The organism is Butyrivibrio sp. TB (assembly GCF_900110805.1).
Classification (GTDB): Bacteria; Bacillota; Clostridia; order Lachnospirales; family Lachnospiraceae; genus Butyrivibrio; species Butyrivibrio fibrisolvens_C.
The window spans coordinates 50,707-70,533 of the sequence record NZ_FOER01000002.1 but is presented as its reverse complement, the minus strand read 5'-3'; the positions used below and the strand labels follow the sequence as shown (position 1 = coordinate 70,533).

General features: G+C 41.8%; 15 protein-coding genes. 1 reads left to right on the top strand and 14 read right to left on the bottom strand.

Annotation, left to right across the window (positions count from 1 at the left end):
• Positions 1-5 precede the first annotated feature (5 nt).
• The 12 genes from BMX21_RS01640 to uvrA all read right to left on the bottom strand — a co-directional run bounded on the left by BMX21_RS01640 (position 6) and on the right by uvrA (position 14,337).
• Positions 6-1,319 (bottom strand): CdaR family protein, encoded by a 1,314-nt coding sequence (locus BMX21_RS01640; protein ID WP_092040526.1) that lies wholly within the window; start codon positions 1,317-1,319, stop codon positions 6-8.
• Positions 1,316-2,182 (bottom strand): diadenylate cyclase CdaA, encoded by an 867-nt coding sequence (gene cdaA, locus BMX21_RS01635; protein WP_022753742.1) that lies wholly within the window; start codon positions 2,180-2,182, stop codon positions 1,316-1,318. Before cdaA ends, BMX21_RS01640 begins: the two co-directional genes overlap by 4 nt.
• A gap of 29 nt (positions 2,183-2,211) precedes the next feature.
• A complete protein-coding gene (locus BMX21_RS01630; RefSeq protein WP_177173883.1) occupies positions 2,212-3,402 on the bottom strand; it encodes a hypothetical protein in 1,191 nt (396 codons plus the stop codon).
• An 8-nt stretch (positions 3,403-3,410) separates the two neighbouring features.
• Positions 3,411-3,800, bottom strand: a complete 390-nt coding sequence (locus BMX21_RS01625; protein WP_022753740.1) for a hypothetical protein — start codon at positions 3,798-3,800, stop codon at positions 3,411-3,413.
• An 85-nt stretch (positions 3,801-3,885) separates the two neighbouring features.
• The gene (locus BMX21_RS01620) at positions 3,886-4,293 is read right to left on the bottom strand and encodes a flagellar protein (RefSeq protein WP_022753739.1); all 408 of its coding nucleotides are present in this window, start codon (positions 4,291-4,293) and stop codon (positions 3,886-3,888) included.
• 57 nt (positions 4,294-4,350) lie between these two features.
• Positions 4,351-5,118 carry a ComF family protein gene (locus tag BMX21_RS01615; protein WP_143057189.1) on the bottom strand — a complete coding sequence of 256 codons (768 nt, stop codon included), beginning with the start codon at positions 5,116-5,118 and terminating at the stop codon, positions 4,351-4,353.
• A 145-nt stretch (positions 5,119-5,263) separates the two neighbouring features.
• Positions 5,264-7,507 carry an SF1B family DNA helicase RecD2 gene (gene recD2, locus BMX21_RS01610; protein ID WP_092040518.1) on the bottom strand — a complete coding sequence of 748 codons (2,244 nt, stop codon included), beginning with the start codon at positions 7,505-7,507 and terminating at the stop codon, positions 5,264-5,266.
• Positions 7,508-7,627: 120 nt separating this feature from the next.
• Positions 7,628-8,161: a hypothetical protein gene (locus tag BMX21_RS01605; protein WP_092040514.1), complete on the bottom strand. Its 534-nt coding sequence runs from the start codon at positions 8,159-8,161 to the stop codon at positions 7,628-7,630.
• Positions 8,162-8,220: 59 nt separating this feature from the next.
• Positions 8,221-9,045, bottom strand: coding sequence for a flagellar hook-basal body protein (locus BMX21_RS01600; protein ID WP_022753735.1), 825 nt, complete (start codon positions 9,043-9,045; stop codon positions 8,221-8,223).
• 52 nt (positions 9,046-9,097) lie between these two features.
• Positions 9,098-9,925, bottom strand: a complete 828-nt coding sequence (locus tag BMX21_RS01595) for a flagellar hook-basal body protein (protein ID WP_022753734.1) — start codon at positions 9,923-9,925, stop codon at positions 9,098-9,100.
• Positions 9,926-10,053: 128 nt separating this feature from the next.
• Positions 10,054-11,043, bottom strand: coding sequence for a rod shape-determining protein (locus BMX21_RS01590; protein ID WP_022753733.1), 990 nt, complete (start codon positions 11,041-11,043; stop codon positions 10,054-10,056).
• A gap of 369 nt (positions 11,044-11,412) precedes the next feature.
• Positions 11,413-14,337 carry an excinuclease ABC subunit UvrA gene (uvrA, locus tag BMX21_RS01585; RefSeq protein WP_092040509.1) on the bottom strand — a complete coding sequence of 975 codons (2,925 nt, stop codon included), beginning with the start codon at positions 14,335-14,337 and terminating at the stop codon, positions 11,413-11,415.
• 548 nt (positions 14,338-14,885) lie between these two features.
• On the opposite strand from uvrA, the gene uvrB reads away from it, so the two are divergent.
• Positions 14,886-16,880 carry an excinuclease ABC subunit UvrB gene (uvrB, locus tag BMX21_RS01580; RefSeq protein ID WP_092040504.1) on the top strand — a complete coding sequence of 665 codons (1,995 nt, stop codon included), beginning with the start codon at positions 14,886-14,888 and terminating at the stop codon, positions 16,878-16,880.
• A 231-nt stretch (positions 16,881-17,111) separates the two neighbouring features.
• Here the strand turns inward: uvrB and BMX21_RS01575 are convergent, their stop codons facing one another.
• Positions 17,112-18,479: a S41 family peptidase gene (locus tag BMX21_RS01575; RefSeq protein WP_242952846.1), complete on the bottom strand. Its 1,368-nt coding sequence runs from the start codon at positions 18,477-18,479 to the stop codon at positions 17,112-17,114.
• A gap of 29 nt (positions 18,480-18,508) precedes the next feature.
• Positions 18,509-19,753, bottom strand: coding sequence for a murein hydrolase activator EnvC family protein (locus BMX21_RS01570; RefSeq protein ID WP_242952845.1), 1,245 nt, complete (start codon positions 19,751-19,753; stop codon positions 18,509-18,511).
• Between the last annotated feature and the right edge of the window lie 74 nt (positions 19,754-19,827).

Sequence of the window (19,827 nt, the reverse complement as noted above, 5' to 3'; positions counted from 1 at the left end):
CAATACTAATTATCTTCTTTGTCTTCTTTCTGCTGCGGAGCAGTTGCTGTGATAGTAACACGAACTGTTCCATCTATCTCTACACCATCGGGTGGTGTAAAGCTAACTGTAACTGTATATGTGCCGGATTCAAGGCTCTCACCTTCAGAAAGCCCTGCCGTAAGCTGACTTAGATCTATAGTAGCATTAAGATCAGCAGCTGATACATTACTGATTGTCTCATCAAGACCTTCAATCTCAACTGTGAAGCTTGCATCATCTGATCCGTTACCAAGAACGATCTTATAATTCTCGGGAACATTATCATATGTTACGCTGCCTGCGTCAATGGTCACTGTTCTCTTGGACTCCGGAATAATATCAACTACAACAGTGCATATTCCGTTGAAATCCGAATCACCCAGTGATATTCCGCTTGGCAGGTAATTCGCTATATTAACAGTCGTCTGAAGATCAGAAGTAAGACCTGTTACATCAAGTGCATCCGTAACAGTAATACTGTTAACATCTGAAAGGACTGATGACTTACCGGCTATAACAACCGTCTCAGGCGTGCTTGTTATATCACCTGTGAGCATGAATCCATCTGCAGGTTCTCCTATCGTATGATAATTGATAGGTACAGTCTTGACCGCAAGGATAGTAACATTAACTCTGACAGCTGTGATATTCATTGATATAGCAGAATCGTTTATCACATTGCCGTCTGCATCATACAGCTTTATAGCTACATCTGTTCCGATATTGGAAGTAAATCCCGTAACATCAACATCAACAGAAGCCTTATCTACTCTGTCTATTACAGACTGTGGTCCGCTTATACGTACCTGGTTCTGATCTGTAGATACAGAGCTTACAATATAGCCATCGCTGACTGTTCCGGAAGTTGTAGCTCCCAGTGCCAGAGTACTTGTTGCAAGATTCTCGATAGACAACGCTACTTCAGAGCTGCTTGGTATAACAGAGTCGATCTTGCCCGAATCCTTGGTTATAGTGATCTCGATCGGTACAGTACTATCATCTGTCATCTTCTCAAAATCAGCTACCGCAACAATATTATCTTTAGAAAAATTCTCAATAACCGATCTAGGTGCCCTTACTGTAACAGAACTGATAACATCAGAATTATCAAGTACCTCGTACACTTCACCAGCATCTGTGATCACACTTGTATTCCTGAAAGTGACAGATATGTTGTTGAACCTCTCTGTCGAAACAGGATCATTTATATTGGTAACAAGGAACCACATAACTGCCGCAAAGAGAACTGATGCAATCTTAAGTCCCCAGTTAGAGCAAAGTCCTCTTAAGAATTTCATTCTGCCTTGGCCCTCCCTCTGAAAACAGGTCTGTGTTTATGTTCCTCTTCAGTCTTATTCTGAATCTTCCTAAGTCTGTCCTTAAGCTTCTCAGAATCAAGGGATCTATCAAGAACTCCGCCATAAGCAACCGATATCTTACCTGTTTCTTCTGAAACGATTATGGTAAGTGAATCAGTTACTTCTGAAACACCAACACCGGCTCTGTGCCTTGTTCCGAGCTCTTTACCTATATTCATGTTGTCCGAAAGCGGAAGATAGCAAGTTGCGGCTGTGATCCTGTTGCCTCTTACTATTACCGCACCATCATGAAGTGGTGTATTATGCTCAAATATATTGATAAGAAGCTGACTTGTAACTATAGCATCAACCTCAATTCCGGTCTGTTCATACTCTGCAAGAGAGTGCTCCTGTTCGATGACTATAAGTGCACCGGTTCTGACTTTGGCCATCTCAACACAGGCTCTTGCTATCTCATCAATAGTTCTGTCTGAGAATCGACCTTCACCTCCGCTTATGTCAAAGGGGAATATTCCGGAAAGGAAATTCTTTCGTCCCAGCTGTTCCAGCGCTCTTCTAAGCTCAGGCTGGAGAACTACTACTACAGCTATAACCGCAATACTAAGGACATTCTGTACTATCCACAGAATTGTATTCATATTAAAGAGAGCGGCAATGATGATAAAGATTACTATGACAACGATGCCCTTCATTAGTGACCATATTCTGGTATTACGCATCCAGACCAGCATATGATATACAAGAAAGGCAATTATCAGAATCTCAACAATATCCGTCCCTCTGATATCCGGCATATGAAAATTTGTAAAATTTGTATCCAGTAATGACTGAAGCGTATCCATTCCTTACCTCAATTGCCTGGCTGCAAGAATTATTCGGATCTGTTACTCCTTAGGCTACTTGCTCCTTGACTATTACGTGACTGACGGTTACCTGCCACATGGTTATTAGCTACTCTTGATCTTGACTGCTGCTGACTTCTTCCTGAAGCACTGCCAGCATTTCTGCTCCTCTGAACATGAGAAGCTGCGTTTCCAGCTGCTGAGCCGGATCTTTGCTGAGACTGGCTCCTTGTAGTATTTCTTTCTACGCGTTCTGTTCTTTCTTCTGTATGAGGAGTTGTAGCTCTGTTGATCTGCTTGACCTTACGGTCAGGTGTTGCTACAGCTACCTTCGGAACAGCCTTGACGTAGTAATAATAATCATCATCTTCAAACTGAACATTCTCAATACGCTTGTAATCAAGGTTAAATGCAAAGAATTCAAGTACCTTCATGGCAAGTCCTGCAAGAACAGAACCAAAGATCACACCGATCACTGAAAATCCTGCATCACCTGCAACATTGGCAACAAGCATACCGATCATAAGTGTGATGGTTCCTGCTACGATCGCAACATCCCATGAATGCTTGATAGACAGGCGTCTTATTATATATACGATCAAAGTTGTAATAGCGAACACCACTATGACACTGATCATGACTTTGCTTGCAAATACTCCGTCTACTATAGACTGAACTCTTGCAATAACAGCTGCAGAAGAATCATCATCAGATGCTCCTGACATGAATATGCTGGTATTGTCAGAGATATAGTTCAGATAATAATAGACAACTACACCAAATATGACAGACACTACAGTATGGGCAGAACCCAGAAGTCCCACTGCAAGCGGCATAACATAAGGAATATGCAGTGAGAAGCAAAGTGCTGTCAAAATAAGTACTGTAGAATCATTCGGTGAAAAACGATAGTAAAGAAGATACATAACCATAAAAACAGCAAGAGCTATAACTGCTGTCTCCATAGATAAAGCCCAAAGATGAGCCATTATGAACAAACCTGAAAGTATAATGATGAAAGTCTGTGGCAGAATAGCACACAGAAGTGAACACATGAGTACAATAAGAGGACTTGTAAGGGCTTCCTGACAGCCTATCTTTGAATTAATAACATTCAAAGTGATAAGTGTAAGGAAAAACTTCCAAACAAGCGTAATATAAAATTCAAATTTGACATAGTAAGACTTAAGTATCTGTTTTAATTCCAGTAAGGTAGCCATAATATCTTTTATTCCTTTTCATACATTTTTCTCAGCCTTCTGAGATTATTGTAATGCTTTTTCATTCTTTTACGCATTTTAGAATAACGTCTGGAAAAAAAGATGTATGATACCACACAATATCCGATCAACCAGATCAGATAATAAGTTAAAACTTTCTGTCCAAACGCCACCAGATTGATACTGTACATATCTTCAAGAAGTGATTCAAAAGCAGACACAGCGTATACCGCGAACAGTATCACAAATGAAATTGTGGCACTGATCGCGGATTTTACTATTTCAAGGCCAATATAATCACTTCTAAAATAACCGTTTATTCTGTTGTCGTTTGAACCTTCACGCGCTGTAAAAGCAGCCATTCTAGTCATAAGAATGACTTTTTCTTCCTGAACCATATTTAATAACCCTTCAGGCTCGATTGTCTGAGCCGAGAGCCAGAATCATCCTAAGACAATTCTAATCTCCCATATATCCTCCGTATTAAGGACGCAGGAAGCGCATACCTCCCTTATCATCCTTCTTCGCAGGCATCTGAATCTTAGGTGCTTCCTTACGGAATGCATCAGTCAGATTGTTGGCCATCTTGCCTTTACAATTCTGGCACAAACGTCCTGTCTGAATAGGAGCACCACAACTCTCACATGTTAACTGGATAGGCGAATCCTTTGAGAACATGAGTCTTTCTTCACGGATCCATTCCTTGATCTGATTAAGCTTTACTTCATTGTCCTCCGCAATCTGTTTTAAAGATGCGTTCGGATTGTCCTGAACATACTGCTTAACCTTCTGGAAATCATCTTCCAGAGCCTTTTTGCAGGCATCACAAATTGGTGGTCCTGCCACATAATTGAACATCTTACCACATCTTGAACAGTTACGTAAATTCATAAGCAGCCTCCTTGTTGATTGCTTGACCTACGGTTGTTGTACACTGTTGCTGTCCTATTATGCCGTCTGACCTATTGCTAGTGTCAGCACATAAACAGACGATGCCGGTCCCTTTTTCAGTTGCCAAGTCATATGGTCAACTGTTGAACCCGTCGTATAGATATCGTCAATTATTATAATATTCTTTAATTTTACATCATTTTGCACTATATTAAAAGCTTTTTTCAAATTCACGTGGCGCTCACTTGCCGATAGTTCCTTCATTGGAGTCGTATCACGGACTCTTTCGATGATATCGCATCTGACCGGAATATTCATTTTTCTTCCGATTGCTTTAGCAAGAACTTCCGCCTGATTATAACCCCTTTTATTCTTCTTGCCTTTGTACATCGGTACAGGAATAAGTGCGTCAGGCTTAAGTGCTCTTATCTTTGAGCCAAGATGCCTTTCTATCTCTCCCGCATAGAAGTCAGCATATTCCTGCCTGCCATCATATTTAAACCTATAGATTGATCCTGATACTGTACGATAATTATATAAAGACATGCCATAGTCAAATACATGACCGCCTTTAAGACAGTCTCTGCAATATTCTGCATGACCATACAAAAGGGGCTTTCCACACTTTATGCATGTCTCATAACTATCTGCATATTCAGCCTTGCGCCTGCACTGTTCGTGAGCCATGCTTCCATATGGGACTATCCTGTCGCAGAAAGGACAATGCCTTGGGTAGAGAATCGTAACTACTTTGTCAAAAAAGCCATATGCCTTTTGAGTCAATATTTTCTTTGAAAATCTTCCACCAGATATGCGATTTGACAAGTTGGCGGATGCTCTATCAGCAGGTTTTATGATTGCCTTATTTGCAAGGGAACTGTTTGTCCTATTTTCAGAGGTACTGATTGTCCTATTTGCAGAGTTAGTGTTTGTCCTATTTGTAGGGGTACTGTTTGTCCTATTTATTGTATTATTGCTCTTCATAGGACATCACCTCATTGATCTGATCCTGCAATCCCGTAAATCGTACAAGCTGATCTTCATTCTCGACCATCTGTCTGATGGCATCACTGCTTCCAAGGATCATTACACATTTCCTTGCTCTTGTAACAGCTGTATACAAAAGATTCCTGTTCATAAGCATTCTGGGGCCTCCCAGAAGAGGGATCACAATAGCAGGATACTCTGAACCCTGCGACTTATGTATGGTTACAGCATATGCAAGTTCCAGTTCATCGAGATTACTGAAAGAATAGGTAACTCTTCTTTTTTCATCAAACTCAACTACAAGACTTGAGGAAACCGGAGTTATGCTGACTATGCGTCCCATATCTCCGTTGAATATTCCGGTTCCTGAATCTATCGCTATATTGTATTTACCGATGATCTCCCATTCCGCCTGATAATTGTTATGGATCTGCATGACCTTGTCGCCCACTCTGAATATCCTGTCACCATGCATGTATTCAGTCTTGGACGGGTCTGCCGGATTTAAGTACTGCTGTAATATGCCATTTAAAGTTTCACATCCCAAAGCTCCTTTTTTCATAGGAGTCAGAACCTGAATATCGAAAGGATCTGCATCTACATATCCGGGGAGCTTGTCTCTTATGAGCATTATCATATGTTTGTAGATAATGTTATAATCACTTCTTTCAAGGAAAAAGAAATCCTTGCTCTTATTGGAAAGTCCCGGCATCTGTCCCTGGTTGATATAGTGAGCATTCATGACTATATCGCTTTCCTTGGCCTGTCTGAAGATATGATTGAGTACTACTGTAGCAAACTTGCCGCAGGAGATAAGATCATGAAGGATCTGCCCGGGGCCTACGCTTGGGAGCTGGCTTGAGTCACCTACAAATATAAGGTGCATTCCGGGGATCACTGCTTTTAACAAGGCATGAAACAGATGGATATCTACCATGGACATCTCATCGATTATGATGACATCCGCTTCAAGGGGATTGTCCTGGTCACGGTTAAATCTTGCAGTCTGTCTCACTGCATCATCATCGCTGACACCGCCTGATATCTCCAGGAGTCTGTGAATGGTCCTTGCTTCATATCCTGTTGCTTCGGTCATACGCTTAGCAGCTCTGCCTGTGGGCGCAGCAAGCTGTATATCAAGTCCCTCTTCTTCAAAATAACTGATTATGGTATTGATAGTTGTCGTCTTACCTGTACCCGGGCCTCCGGTCAAAAGAAGTATTCCGTTGGAGGCACTCTTAAGTATCGCTTCTCTTTGAAGGTCATCAAGTTCAATATTCTTTTTCTTCTCAATAAGATGTATCCTGTCAAGCTGAGCCTTAACCGTTGCTGAGTTCTCATCTACATCAAGATGGATATTAAGGTCATGAAGTCTGAGCGCACATGCTCTCTCTTCTCCATAAAGCTGTGAACTGTATACTTTGTCCTCATCTCTTATGACTATCCTTCTATCCATTGCAAGATAATCAATCTGAGGGATTATCATATCTTCATCTACTCTAAGCAGTGATGCAGTCCTTTTTAGAAGAGTTGTCCTTGGAAGATATGTATTGCCTTCCTGAGCACCTTCCTGAAGGACATATAATATTCCGCTTCTGATACGAAAGTCCGAATCAACTGCAAAGCCGATCTTCGCCGCGATCTCATCTGCGGTCTTGAATCCGATACCTCCTATATCTTCGGCAAGCTTGTAGGGATTTTGCTGCATGACTGTATAGACACTGCCGCCATAAGTGTTATAGATCTTAACAGCCATAGTATCCGATATTCCGTACCTTTGAAGGAATATCATAACATCTCTTGCTTCACGCTTTTCGCTCATCTGAGTTGCTATCTCGATAGCTTTTCTCTCGCTGATGCCTCTGATCTCCGCAAGGCGTTCAGGCTCCATTTCTATTATGCGAAAAGTATCTTCACCGAATTTCTTGATGATACGCGCAGCGAGTGCTGCTCCGACTCCTTTGATAGCTCCGCTTGCAAGGTATCTCTCCATTGCCTGGGCGTCTTCCGGCTCTATGATCGTATACCTTAAGACCCTGATCTGGTCACCATACATAGGATGCTGAACAAGCTCTCCTTCTATCTCGAGAGTGTCTCCAACATCAGCATCACGAAAGGTTCCCACACAGGTGATCTCATCCCCATCTGATATTACGGTTGCAACGCCGTATCCGTTATCTTCATTTCTATAAACAAAATGTTCTATATATCCCTTAATCTTTTCCATACGTCTAATTATGCCCCGAAAAATACCCTGCCGCAAGCGGCAGGGCATATAATCATTATAATGTATTTCCTCCCCTTTTATTATCAACTACTAATATATGTAAAGTACATCCCTGTACCTCTATTCCCCGATTCTTGGAACTTCTTTTTCATCATCTTCCGTATCAGAAGTCTTATCTATACTCTCAGACTTTTCTTCCTGAAGCGATGATACTGTGGACATAACCTGAGCTCTTGATGCATCTGCCGGAATATCTTTTGAAGCATCATCACCTATTCCATATGTTCTCTTCATATTCTCATACAGCATCTGGGCAAGACCGTTACTCTGAGTATCTACCGAAGTAGATGCTATATCCTGAATCGTAAGGTCCTTAAAATAATCCACCAGAGAGTTGGAAGATGTCATGGACAGAGCATCGCTCATCTGACTGTCGTCTGACTTAAAAGCATCGACAGTTTTGGTCATTTCTTTAAATACCTGCTCCAGAAAATATGCTTCAAACTTCTTGCAGGCTTCCATGAGTTCCTTCTCCGTCTCTGACTTTGGAGCATTCGAAACTACTTTCTGAACATCATTGGAATACTGGTTTTTGGCTGCATAATCTGTATATGCTGCAGAACTTATTCCGCTTAAATTACTAAAATCCGGCATAGGCTAATCCTCTTTTTACATAGACCATGTATGATCATGATTTTCAAATACCTTCATCATTACTGTTTAAGTCTATTAGCTGTCTGCATCATCTGGTCTGTAGTCGTGATAGCTGTTGAATTCATCTCATATGCACGCTGGGCTACTATAAGATTGACCATCTCTGTTGCCACGTTGACATTGGAGCCTTCAAGATATCCTTGTCTTATGATACTGGACTGAACATTGTCATCTTCTGCTTCATTGATGGCCGGGCCACTTGCTGCAGATACTTTCCAGGTAGTACTTCCTACTCTTTCAAGACCTCCCGGATTCTGGAACTGCCATAAGCCTATTCTGAATCCAACTTCCTGAGGGACGCCTTCTTCGTCAGGATAATATATAGTTCCATCAGCGCCTACCGAGATCCTGTTAGATATGATACCGCCTTCTAGTCTTATCTCTTCACCTTCGGTACTGAGTATAGGATTACCATCAGAAGTTGTAAGTACAAGCTCTGTTCCTTCTGCATTACCTATAGCCCAGATGAAATCACCGTTTCTGGTATATACTGCATTGCCATCAGCATCATTGTATGAGAAGAATCCATCACCACTTATAGCAAAAGCCGATGTACTTGGATTATCAAGAAGCGAACCTTGCGAGAAGAGCTGCGTAAGAGCTGCTGTTCTAACACCCAGTCCAACCTGTGAAGTCGTAGGCTTTGGATCGCCATTGGCAGTTGTTGTCACAGAATTGAGATCCTGATAGAGAAGGGACTTAAACTCTGCCTGCTGAGCTTTAAATCCTGTTGTATTAACGTTCGCAAGGTTATTGGCGATCGTATCTACATTTGTCTGCTGAGCATTCATGCCTGTTGCGGCTGACCATAAGCTGCGTACCATAATTACCTCTTTTCTGAAATACTATTTATGTGTATTCCCATTGTGCTGCAGTTTACAACCTTCCAAGGTCGGTAGTTGCTGTTTTGAGTGTTTCATTTGCTGTCTGGATCATAGTTGATGCTGCTTCATAATGTCTTTGTATATTTATTATCGACACCATTTCATCAACTACTGAGACATTAGATTGCTCTAAAAATCCTGCATTGATACTTCCGGTTGCATTGTCGATACGAACCGCAACATCTGTGGGTTCATACAGATTCTCACCGTATTTATAAAGAGCATCATAATCTTCAAAATCAAAAAGTCCGATGGTTGCGACCACTTCGCTTGTCTCATCTGCACCATCTCCGGTGAATTCAAGTACCTGACCTTTGACATTAACAGCATGTTTCTTGGTAGGATCGACTTCTATATGCTGGCCTTCTGTATCAAGAACAAAGTCTCCGTCATGCGTAACAAGCGCGCCGTCAGCTGTTAATGTAAAGCTTCCATCCCTTGTATACATGACAGTCTGCTGCCCTTGAGTATGACCCGCTATATTGTTGTGAGCACTGGTATAATCTATGGCGAAAAAGCCTTTGCCCGAAATTGCCAGATCCCAGGTATTGCCTGTGGACTTCATAGGTCCTTCAGACCAGTCTGTATAGTCCTCTCCGGTCTTGACACCGGGAACGATACGACCAAGTCTCCTAGGATAAGAGCCGGGTTCAGATGTATCCTTGATCTTGAGGGCCAGCTGAGAATCGAATGTCTGCTGGGTTGAACCCTCTTTTTTGTAACCATTAGTATTGGCATTAGCCAGATTGTTTGTAGCCACGTCCATGCGATGCTGTTCATTGATCATCGCTGTCCATGCAGTGTACAGTCCTTTAACCATATAACAAGCCTCCTTGCGCCTGCACCCTGTGTCTGGAACCATCAGGACTTTTAAGTCCTTCAAACTCCATACCCTTATAAAAACTGCAGAAGGAGGCTTGGTTAAAGTTATCCCGGTACTTTACCGGATTATTTTACTGCACCGCTGAGGAACTCAACATATTTACCGGTTCCGATAGCAACAGCTGTCATCGGATCCTCGGCTGTCATGGTGTTGATGCCTGTCTTAGCAGCGATAAGGTCTTCAAGACCTCTAAGAAGTGATCCACCACCTGTAAGCACGATACCACGATCTGCAATATCTGCTGCAAGTTCCGGAGGAGTCTTCTCAAGTACACCATGGATAGCTTCTACTATCTGTGTTGTAGGTTCTCTCAATGCCTCTTCTGTTTCTTCTGAACTGATCTTGACAGTCTTAGGAAGACCTGTAACAAGATTTCGTCCACGCACATCCATATAATCTGCTTCAGGACGTGGATATGCACTTCCTACGCGGATTTTGATATCTTCTGCGGTTCTTTCACCGATGAGAAGATTGTGCTTCTTTCTCATATAACGGACGATAGCTTCATCAAAGTCATCGCCTGCGATCTTAACTGATGTAGATACAACTGTACCGCCAAGAGAGATAACTGCGATATCTGTTGTACCACCACCTATATCTACGATCATATTGCCGCATGGCTTAATGATATCGATACCTGCACCGATAGCTGCTGCAATAGGCTCTTCGATGATGCGAACGTCTCTGGCACCTGCCATACGTGTAGCATCTTCTACGGCCTTACGCTCAACTTCAGTTACACCTGAAGGAACGCATACAGCGATAAGAGGTTTACGATAGATTCTACGTCCGAGAGCCTTGGTTATGAAGTGCTTCATCATCTGCTCTGTGATCTGGTAATCACTGATAACGCCCTGACGAAGAGGACGAACTGCTACGATGTTGCCTGGTGTACGGCCGAGCATCTGACGTGCATCTTCACCAAATGTAAGAATCTGGTCTGTATCTCTGTCATATGCTACAACAGAGGGCTCCTTAAGTACTACGCCCTTTCCTCTTATATAAACAAGAATACTTGCTGTTCCTAAATCAATTCCGATATCTGTATACTGCATGGATAAGTCCTTTCAATTTGCTTAAAGTCTGTTATTGTTATTGTTATCGCTTATGCGAGTTGTTATCTTTGTTAAACTATAAAGCGTATAATTCACAAAGTATTATAAACTAACAGACTCATTTTGAAAACAGGCTAATTGAAAAAAATATAGCGGTAGCACATCTAAGCTACTTCAGGCCTTGACTTAGCCTTAAAAGTAAAAATTTTCATTGACAACTTTTACTTTCGTTGAAGTTCCTTTTCATCTGTGCTCCCGCATCCATGCGCAGCTTCCTATATACAGTTTTCAAAAATAAAATCTTTAAAGACGAATATTATTCTACGTTGTGTATATCGGAATAACTGCGCTCAATATTAACCCTTACATTCATTTGAGCATCTTGGCAATATAATGTCCTGTATATGACTCCTTAACTTTGGCAACCTGTTCTGGTGTTCCCTTGGCTACTATAGTACCTCCCTTGGCACCGCCTTCAGGGCCCAGATCTATTATGTAGTCAGCAGTTTTGATAACATCAAGATTGTGTTCTATAACTACTACAGAATTGCCCTGCTCCACAAGCTTTTGAAGTATATCTACAAGCTTTGCTACATCTGCAAAATGAAGACCTGTTGTCGGCTCATCCAAAATGTAGATAGTCTTACCTGTACTGGTCCTTGAAAGCTCTGTTGCAAGCTTTATACGCTGAGCCTCACCACCTGAAAGTTCTGTAGATGGCTGACCGAGTTTGACATAACCAAGCCCTACATCATAGAGAGTCTGTATCTTCTTATGTATCTTAGGTACATTCTTAAAAAACTCCAGAGCTTCTTCTACAGTCATATCAAGTACATCATAGATATTTTTGCCCTTATATCTGACTTCCAGAGTTTCTCTGTTATAGCGCTTACCGCCGCAGACTTCGCAAGGCACGTATACATCAGGTAAAAAATGCATCTCTATCTTCACGATACCATCACCTGAGCAGGCTTCGCATCTGCCTCCTTTGACATTGAAGGAAAATCTGCCCTTGGCATAACCCTTGGCCTTGGCATCAGGTGTTCCTGCAAAAAGATCTCTGATAAGATCAAATACCCCTGTATATGTAGCAGGATTGGAACGAGGAGTCCTCCCTATAGGTGACTGATCTATATCTATAACCTTGTCAAGCTGTTCAAGTCCCTCTATAGCCCTGTGATCCCCAGGTATGCAGCGTGCTCTGTTAAGGCTCTTAGCAAGATGTTTGTATAAGATCTCATTAACAAGTGAACTCTTACCTGAACCCGATACACCTGTCACTACTGCAAGTACCCCAAGAGGGAACTTAACATCAATATCTTTAAGGTTATGCTCTCTTGCGCCCTTAACGTACAGCCATCCCGTAGGTTTTCTTCGAACAGAAGGAACCGGAATAGTCTTGGCTCCGGATAGATACTGACCTGTAATAGAATCAGGATTGTTCATGATATCCTCGGCTGTACCGGTAGCTACTATGCGTCCGCCATGCGATCCGGCGCCCGGGCCTACATCTACAATATAATCGGCTTCTCTCATAGTATCCTCATCATGTTCTACTACGATGAGAGTATTACCAAGATCACGAAGATTCTTAAGTGTATTAAGAAGCTTATCATTGTCCCTTTGGTGAAGACCTATACTGGGCTCATCAAGTATATAGCACACTCCGCACAGTCCTGATCCAATCTGGGTTGCCAGTCTGATACGCTGAGCCTCTCCACCGGAAAGAGTTCCTGTAGCTCTTGAAAGTGACAGATAGTCAAGACCTACATCTACAAGAAATCCAACTCTTGATCTTATCTCTTTGAGCAGCTGAGCACCTATAAGCTCTTGCTGCCTTGAAAGAGACAGATTCTCAAGATATTTGTGAAGATCTTCAATCGATATAGAAGTTATCTCATAGATATTCCTGCCATCAACAGTTACAGCAAGTGATTCTGGGCGGAGCCTTTGACCCTTGCAGGCTGTACATGGTGTGATAGTCATATACTCTTCATATTCTGCCTTGGCAGTCTCAGATGCAGTCTCTCTGTAACGCTGCTCGACATTTTTTATAAGACCATCAAATAAGATAGGATAATCGCCCTCACCTCTCTGGCCCTTGTAATGCACATTGACTGTCTTATCTGCTCCATATATAAGAACATCATGAATCTTCTTAGGATACTTCTCAAAAGGAGTATCAAGGTCGAATCCATAAGCCTTGGCAAGAGCTCTTAACGTTGCATTGGCAAAGCTTCCTTCCTTGTTGCAGGACTGCCATCCCATAACCTGAATAGCTCCTTCATTTATAGAAAGAGACTTATCCGGAATCATAAGGTCTTCGTCAAACTCCATCTTGTATCCAAGACCGGAACACTCCGGACATGCACCATATGGATTATTGAAAGAAAAGCTCCTGGGCTCGATCTCAGGAATTGATATTCCGCAATCAGGACATGCGAAATTCTGGGAGAAGTTGATCTCTTTATCTCCTATCACATCAACTACCAGTAGTCCCTCTGCCAAAGACAGCGCTGTTTCTATAGAATCTGTAAGACGGCCTCTTATGCTCTGAGGATCCTCCTTGACTACAAGTCTGTCTACTATGATTTCAATATTGTGCTTGATATTCTTATCAAGACTGATATCTTCTGACAGATCATACTGATTGCCATCGATCCTGATACGTACATAGCCGCCCTTCTTGGCTCTCTCGATGACCTTCTCATGCATACCCTTCCTGCCTCTTACAACAGGTGACAAGATCTGAATCTTACTTCCTACAGGGAGTGAGAGAATCTGATCTGCCATCTCATCAACACTCTGACGTCTTATCTCTCTGCCACAGTTAGGACAATGCGGAATACCTATCCTAGCGTATAAAAGTCTGAAATAATCATATATCTCTGTAACAGTACCTACTGTAGAACGAGGGTTTCTATTGGTTGATTTCTGATCAATAGAAATAGTAGGTGACAGACCTTCTATCTTCTCAACATCAGGCTTGTCCATCTGTCCAAGGAACATCCTTGCATAAGAAGAGAGCGACTCCATATATCTTCTCTGTCCTTCTGCAAAAATAGTATCGAAAGCAAGAGAAGACTTACCAGAACCTGAAAGCCCTGTAAATACAGTAAGTGTCCCCCTCGGGATATTAACATCTACCCCCTTTAAATTGTGCTCATTGGCATGACGCACCCTTATATAATCATGTATATCTACAGGAAGAGGACGCCTTCCTGTGGTATTAATCTTGGAAAAATGAGATTTCTTCTCGGCATTTCCTTGTTCTTTAACCTTTTTTTCAGACATAATCCTTATTTCCTTTTTAAAAAATCGAAGCTCAAGTCTAGCTTCCCACTTGGACGGTGTAGTATTTTCAAAGGCTTTGCAGGGGAGGGCAGTATATAAATCATTTTCATGCTGCAAATCGTTTTATAATTCATGGCATGATATCTGGTGATTTCCATTCTGGGGTCCAAACTCGCTTCGCTCAAACAGGTGGACCCCGGGCAGAATGAAAATCTCCATCTATCACGCTCATGAATTTAATAAAACGATTAAAAGCATGAAAATGATTTATATACTGCCCTCCCCTGCAAAGCCTTTGAAGATACTACACCGTCCAAGTGGGAAGCTTAAATTTTTAACAATATAATTGTCTTTATTTGCGTAGCAAAATCATTGTATCATAGCATTTAAAGTTCTAAAATCCTTTTATGAAAATTTCAGACTTTTGCAACGTCCCCACGTCTTTGTTACAATAAAAATGCTAATACGATTCATAACTTAAATTTCCCACCCTAGCGGCGTGGTATCTAAGTTCGTAACACACAACCCCAAAGAATATCGGAGTAAACATGGACAAATTCAAGCTTGTAAGTACATTTAAGCCTACCGGCGATCAGCCACAGGCTATAGAGAAACTGGTTCAGGGATTTAAGGACGGCAACCAGTTTGAAACCCTCCTTGGCGTTACAGGTTCAGGTAAGACCTTCACCATGGCCAATATAATAGCGGCTCTTAATAAGCCAACCCTTATCATCTCTCATAACAAGACCCTTGCCGGTCAGCTATATGGTGAGATGAAAGAGTTTTTCCCTGAAAATGCAGTTGAATATTTTGTATCCTACTATGATTACTACCAGCCAGAGGCATATGTACCGCAGACGGATACTTATATAGCCAAGGACTCTTCTATCAATGATGAGATAGATAAATTAAGACTCTCTGCAACAGCATCTCTTGCCGAAAGAAACGATGTCATAGTCGTAGCATCTGTTTCCTGCATATACGGCCTTGGAAGCCCTGACGAATTCAAAGGTATGTCTATATCCTTAAGACCCGGCATGTCCAAAGACAGAGATGATGTAATAAAAGACCTTATAGCAATACAGTATCAGCGCAACGATATGGACTTATCCCGTTGTAACTTCCGTGTACACGGCGATGTAGTAGAGGTATTCCCTGCCAATGCCGACGACTACCTTATAAGGATCGAGTTCTTCGGTGATGAGATTGACAGGATATGCGAAGTCGAACCACTTTCAGGCAAGGTAACTCACGAGCTCGAGCACGTTATGATATACCCTGCTTCCCACTATGTTGTCCCTCAAGAGAAGATCAACAGGGCATGTGAGAATATAGAAAAAGAGCTTGAAGATCAGGTCCGCTTCTTTAAAGGTGAAGACAAGCTTATAGAAGCTCAGCGTATAGCTGAAAGGACCAACTTCGATATTGAGATGATGAGGGAGACAGGTTTTTGCTCAGGAATTGAGAACTACTCAAGGCATCTTAATTTCATGCCTCCGGGAGAGCCGCCTCTTACTCTTATGGACTTCTTCCCAAGAGACTTCCTAATAATCGTGGACGAATCTCACATGTCTATCCCACAGATAGGCGCTATGTATCACGGCGACAGAAGCAGAAAAGAAACTCTTGTCAATTATGGTTTCAGACTTCCATCCGCTCTTGATAACAGGCCTCTGAACTTCGAAGAGTTTGAAGCAAGGATCGACCAGATGCTCTTCTGCTCAGCTACCCCCGGTAAATACGAACAGGAGCACGAGCTACTAAGAGCCGAACAAGTCATAAGACCAACAGGTCTTCTGGATCCCGAAGTTGACGTAAGACCTACTGAAGGTCAGATTGATGATCTCCTTACAGAGATAAGAAAAGAAACCGGCAACAAGAATAAGGTTCTTGTAACTACGCTCACAAAGCGTATGGCAGAAGATCTTACAGAATACCTTGCTGAAAATGGCGTAAGAGTCAAGTATCTCCACTCTGATATAGATACCCTGGAACGAGCTGAGATCATCAGGGATATGCGTCTTGATGTATTTGATGTACTAGTCGGCATCAACCTGCTTAGAGAGGGTCTTGATATCCCTGAGATAACTCTTGTAGCTATTCTGGATGCAGACAAGGAAGGATTCCTTAGATCAGAAACCTCTCTTGTACAGACCATAGGACGAGCTGCCAGAAATTCAGAAGGCCATGTAATCATGTATGCCGACAATATGACAGAGTCTATGCAAAATGCCATAGACGAAACCAACAGGCGTCGCGAGATACAGATGAAATACAATAAGGAACATGGTATCACTCCTCAGACTATCAAGAAAGCTGTTCGTGACCTTATCGCTATAACCAAGGAGATCACCAAGGAAGAAGTCAAGTTTGAGAAAGATCCTGAATCTATGAGCCGAGACGAACTTGAAAAGCTCATTGGCAAGGTTCAAAAGAAGATGAAAAAAGCAGCTGCAGAACTCGATTTCGAGACCGCTGCTGCTCTTAGAGACCAGATGCTATCACTAAAAACTCATCTTAACGAGCTTACAGGTGGAGTATGATTTACAATTACCGGCTCAAACTTCGAGGCTGCCACACTGTTCTAAGTGCATAGTTTGAATTACTGAAACAGTTTTTAATAATAGTTAGAAACGGTATATTTAGAAGAATCACTCATCTAAATATACCGTTTTTTTATTTCATATAGTTTATTTCAAATAGTTAATTTTATAACCTTTTTCCCAGGCTTATTTTTATAACCTTATTTTTTATAACCTTATTTTTTTAACCTATCATTTTAGCAGTTCAAGCGCCTTATCAAGCTGATTATCAATTCCTTTCTCAGCAGCCTCAGCATCGAACTCGATCACAACATCCGGATCTATGCCTGTTCCATGGATGTTGACTCCATTTGGTGTATAGTACTTACTTACAGTAAGCTTAACAGCTGTTCCATCGCTAAAAGGAATTATCCTTTGAACGATTCCTTTACCAAAGGTTGTAGTTCCAACAAGAACACCTTTTTCATAATCTTTGATAGCGCCAGCCAGAATCTCTGATGCACTTGCAGAGTATTCGTTTACAAGAACCGCCATTGGAACATCGATCTCGTTTTCGCCATCACAGTCATAATCTACTCTGTTGCCATCTTTATCAACTGTATAAACTATTGTTCCCTTAGGAAGAAGCATATTGGCTATCTCACATACAGTATCAAGATTGCCGCCCGGGTTAGATCTTAGATCTATCACAAGACCCTTCATGCCCTGACCCTTCAGAGTTGCAAGAGCTTCTGCAAACTGATCACTGGTTACAGAGTCGAACTCTTTGATCTGTATATATCCAATGTTGCCATCTTTCATCTCATAACTTACTGTTGGTGTTTCTATCTGACGTCTTTCGACTTCTATATCAAGATAATCAGACTCACCCTGTCTTACTACTGTAAGGACAACAGTTGTATGCTCTTCTCCCTTGACCTTACTGATAAACTCTTCAAGCTCCATTGATTCTGTGAGCTCTCCGTCTACTTTATAACAGATATCACCATCTTTGAGGCCTGCTTCCTGAGCAGGTGATCCATCCATAACTCCTGCTATCACAGGAAGTCCTGTTGTAGCATCAGTGCTTATATATGCGCCGATTCCATAATAAATACCATTGGTATCTTCCATAAGAGCATTGAGCTCTTCTTCTGTATAATATACAGAATAGACATCCCCAAGGCTATCCAGCATTCCTTCATACATGCCGTCTTCAAGAGTCTTGGTTGATACATTTTCGGAATCTATATAGTATGTATCTATCGTCTGCTCAAGGAGCTGGAGCTTAGCCATTGTATCATCATTGACTACAGATTCATGGTCATCTTCCTGAAATGCGCCGTCTTCAGAAGCCGACTCATCTTCATTTGAATCTGTCTTCGAGCTGCTTCTATTATTATTGGCCTGCTCAAGTGTACCTATAGTTATCGTTGAAGGATTATTTCTAACAAGGGCATAGCTTACCCCAAATACGCAGGTGCTTATAAATGCACCGGCTATTACTCCAAGAAAAAATGTTCCCCAGCTAAATTTTCTCCCTGTTTCAGGTGGAACTGTTCCATCTGTACCATGATCACTTTGATACAGATCATGATCTTCAAATTTGTTGTCTTCCATTTTCAATAAAACCTTTCTATACTTTCCTTTTATTTCAAATAATTCCAAGGACTTACATAAGACCCGTTAAGGCGCACACCAAAATGAAGATGCGGGCCTGTAGATCTTCCTGTAGATCCTACTGCAGCTATATTCTGTCCTGCAGATACTTCCTGACCTGTAGATACATACAAGGCAGATGCATGCATATATATGGTATAAAGTCCATCGCCATGATCTATCATGATATAATTGCCCATGGAGCTTGAATATGCAGCAGCTACAACAGTTCCGCTATAGGCCGCCAGTATACTGGATCCTGTAGGAGCTGCAAGGTCTATACCATTATGCATCTTCTGAACACCAAGTGTAGGATGCATTCTCATACCATAATCATCAGAGATTCTGGTATAAGCCGGACACGGCCAGGTGAACATACCGCCATCATAAGTCCTTTTGCTCTGATTTGCAAGCCTTGCTTTATCAGCCTCTACAGCCTTTTCAAGAGCAGCAATAGTCTCATTTTCCTCTGCAATCTGAGCCTCATATTCTTTTATTGCAGCTTCCTTGTCAGAAATATCTGCGTTGACAGCCGAAAGCTGTGTCTGTTTTTCTGCAAGAAGAGCTTCCATGCTAGCCTGCTCAGCCTCTACATCTGCTTTGGCTTCTTCAAGCGTTGCCTGTTCTTCTTCAAGAGCACTTTGAGTCAGCGCTATAAGCTGTGTTGTCAGTATGTATTCCTGAAGCTTTTGATTATCATACGCGGATAATTCAGATATATACTCTGCCTTATTAAGCATGTCCGCATAGCTATCAGACTCTATCAGAAGTTCCAACAGGTATGTATCGCCTCGCTCATACATGAACCTGATTCTTTCTTTCATGGATTCATACTGCTTTTGCTGCTGCTCTTTGGCAGCTTCCAGTTCCTTTTTAGTCTCCTCTATCTCAGCCTCTTTATCAGTTATCTGCTGCTCCAATGCATCAATATTAGCCTGCATATCTGACAGTGAAGCATCAAGCTGCGTAATATATTCATTGAGATTATTCTTATCTTTCTCAAGCTCTTTTTTGACAGTCTCTATATCAGTAAGAGACGATTTCATCTGGTCACGCTCTTTTTTTGCTTCGTTTATCTGATCTTCCTTTTCTTTGATACTTTCCTGCGTGACTTCTGCATAGCTTTTAATGGTGAGGTTATCACTAAACATTGTAATGCACAGTGTCACCATTACCATGAGTGCCACTAACTTGCGGAAGATTCTTTTTTTCCAAAAATGTCTTATCCTTATCAAGTAATGTTCCCCCAAAGCTTATAAAAAAATCCGTTGCAAGGACGGGAATAAATCGTCGGGTCCGGCAATACCAA

Coding starts and splice junctions, on each gene's coding strand:
- BMX21_RS01640 (WP_092040526.1), bottom strand. CDS start 1,319: ATGAAATTCTTAAGAGGACTTTGCTCTAACTGGGGACTTAAGATTGCA.
- cdaA (WP_022753742.1), bottom strand. CDS start 2,182: ATGGATACGCTTCAGTCATTACTGGATACAAATTTTACAAATTTTCAT.
- BMX21_RS01630 (WP_177173883.1), bottom strand. CDS start 3,402: ATGGCTACCTTACTGGAATTAAAACAGATACTTAAGTCTTACTATGTC.
- BMX21_RS01625 (WP_022753740.1), bottom strand. CDS start 3,800: ATGGTTCAGGAAGAAAAAGTCATTCTTATGACTAGAATGGCTGCTTTT.
- BMX21_RS01620 (WP_022753739.1), bottom strand. CDS start 4,293: ATGAATTTACGTAACTGTTCAAGATGTGGTAAGATGTTCAATTATGTG.
- recD2 (WP_092040518.1), bottom strand. CDS start 7,507: ATGGAAAAGATTAAGGGATATATAGAACATTTTGTTTATAGAAATGAA.
- BMX21_RS01605 (WP_092040514.1), bottom strand. CDS start 8,161: ATGCCGGATTTTAGTAATTTAAGCGGAATAAGTTCTGCAGCATATACA.
- BMX21_RS01600 (WP_022753735.1), bottom strand. CDS start 9,045: ATGGTACGCAGCTTATGGTCAGCCGCAACAGGCATGAATGCTCAGCAG.
- BMX21_RS01595 (WP_022753734.1), bottom strand. CDS start 9,925: ATGGTTAAAGGACTGTACACTGCATGGACAGCGATGATCAATGAACAG.
- BMX21_RS01590 (WP_022753733.1), bottom strand. CDS start 11,043: ATGCAGTATACAGATATCGGAATTGATTTAGGAACAGCAAGTATTCTT.
- uvrA (WP_092040509.1), bottom strand. CDS start 14,337: ATGTCTGAAAAAAAGGTTAAAGAACAAGGAAATGCCGAGAAGAAATCT.
- uvrB (WP_092040504.1), top strand. CDS start 14,886: ATGGACAAATTCAAGCTTGTAAGTACATTTAAGCCTACCGGCGATCAG.
- BMX21_RS01575 (WP_242952846.1), bottom strand. CDS start 18,479: ATGGAAGACAACAAATTTGAAGATCATGATCTGTATCAAAGTGATCAT.